Source organism: Streptomyces viridosporus, assembly GCF_002078235.1.
Classification (GTDB): domain Bacteria; phylum Actinomycetota; class Actinomycetes; order Streptomycetales; family Streptomycetaceae; genus Streptomyces; species Streptomyces viridosporus.
The window spans coordinates 1-932 of the sequence record NZ_MSGP01000916.1; the positions used below are offsets into that span (position 1 = coordinate 1).

Annotated in this window: 1 protein-coding gene; it reads left to right on the forward strand. The window is 77.3% G+C overall.

Annotated features, from left to right (window positions below):
• On the forward strand, positions 1-932 hold a 932-nt coding region (locus B7L92_RS38655; protein WP_255311371.1), incomplete at both ends, for a condensation domain-containing protein.

Consider the following 932-nt stretch of genomic DNA (forward strand, 5'->3'; position numbering starts at 1 on the left):
GCGGCCGGGCCGCCGCCCGGGACACCGGCCCGGCCCGGGTCCGGCCGCGCCCGGAGCGGATCCCGCTGTCCGCGGCCCAGCAGCGCCTGTACTTCCTGGACCGGCTCGACCCCGGCGCGCCCACCTACCTGCTCCCCGCCGCCTGGCGCCTGACCGGCCCGCTCGACGTGCCGGCCCTCACCGCCGCCGTCGCCGACCTGGCCGCCCGGCACGAGCAGCTGCGCGTGGTCTTCCCCGAGCACGAGGGCGTCCCCCACCAGCGGGTCCTGCCCGCGGGCGGCGCGGTCCTGGACGTGACCGAGGTGACCGGCGAGGACGCCGGGGACCGCGAACGCCGGCTGGCCGCCGCCGTGCACGCGGCCGCCCTGCGCCCCTTCGACCTCGCCCGCGAACCCGCCTTCCGCGCCACCCTGGTGCGCGCCGCCGCCGAGGACCACGTCCTCGTCCTGGGCATGCACCACATCGTCTCCGACGGCTGGTCCCTCGACCTCCTCGTCCGCGACCTGGCCGAGCTGTACCGCGCCAGAACACGGGGACGCGCCGCGGAACTGCCCGAACTGCCGCTGGACTACATCGACTACGCGATCCGGCAGCGCGAGGACGACCAGTCCGCCGCGCTGGAGCACTGGCGCACCCGCCTGGCCGGGCTCACCCCGCTGGAGCTGCCCACCGACCACCCCCGGCCGGAGACTCCCTCCGGCCGGGGGGCCGTCCACCGCGTCACCCTGCCGCCCGCCCTCACCGACGCGCTCGCCGCACTGGGCCGCCGCGCCGGCACCACCACCTACATGACCGTGCTGGCCGCCTTCCAGGCCGCGCTCGCCTTCCGCACCGGGCAGCACGACGTCGCCGTCGGCACCGTCGTCGCCAACCGGGAACGCGTCGAGACCGAGCAGCTCGTCGGCTTCTTCGTCAACACCCTGGTGCTGCGC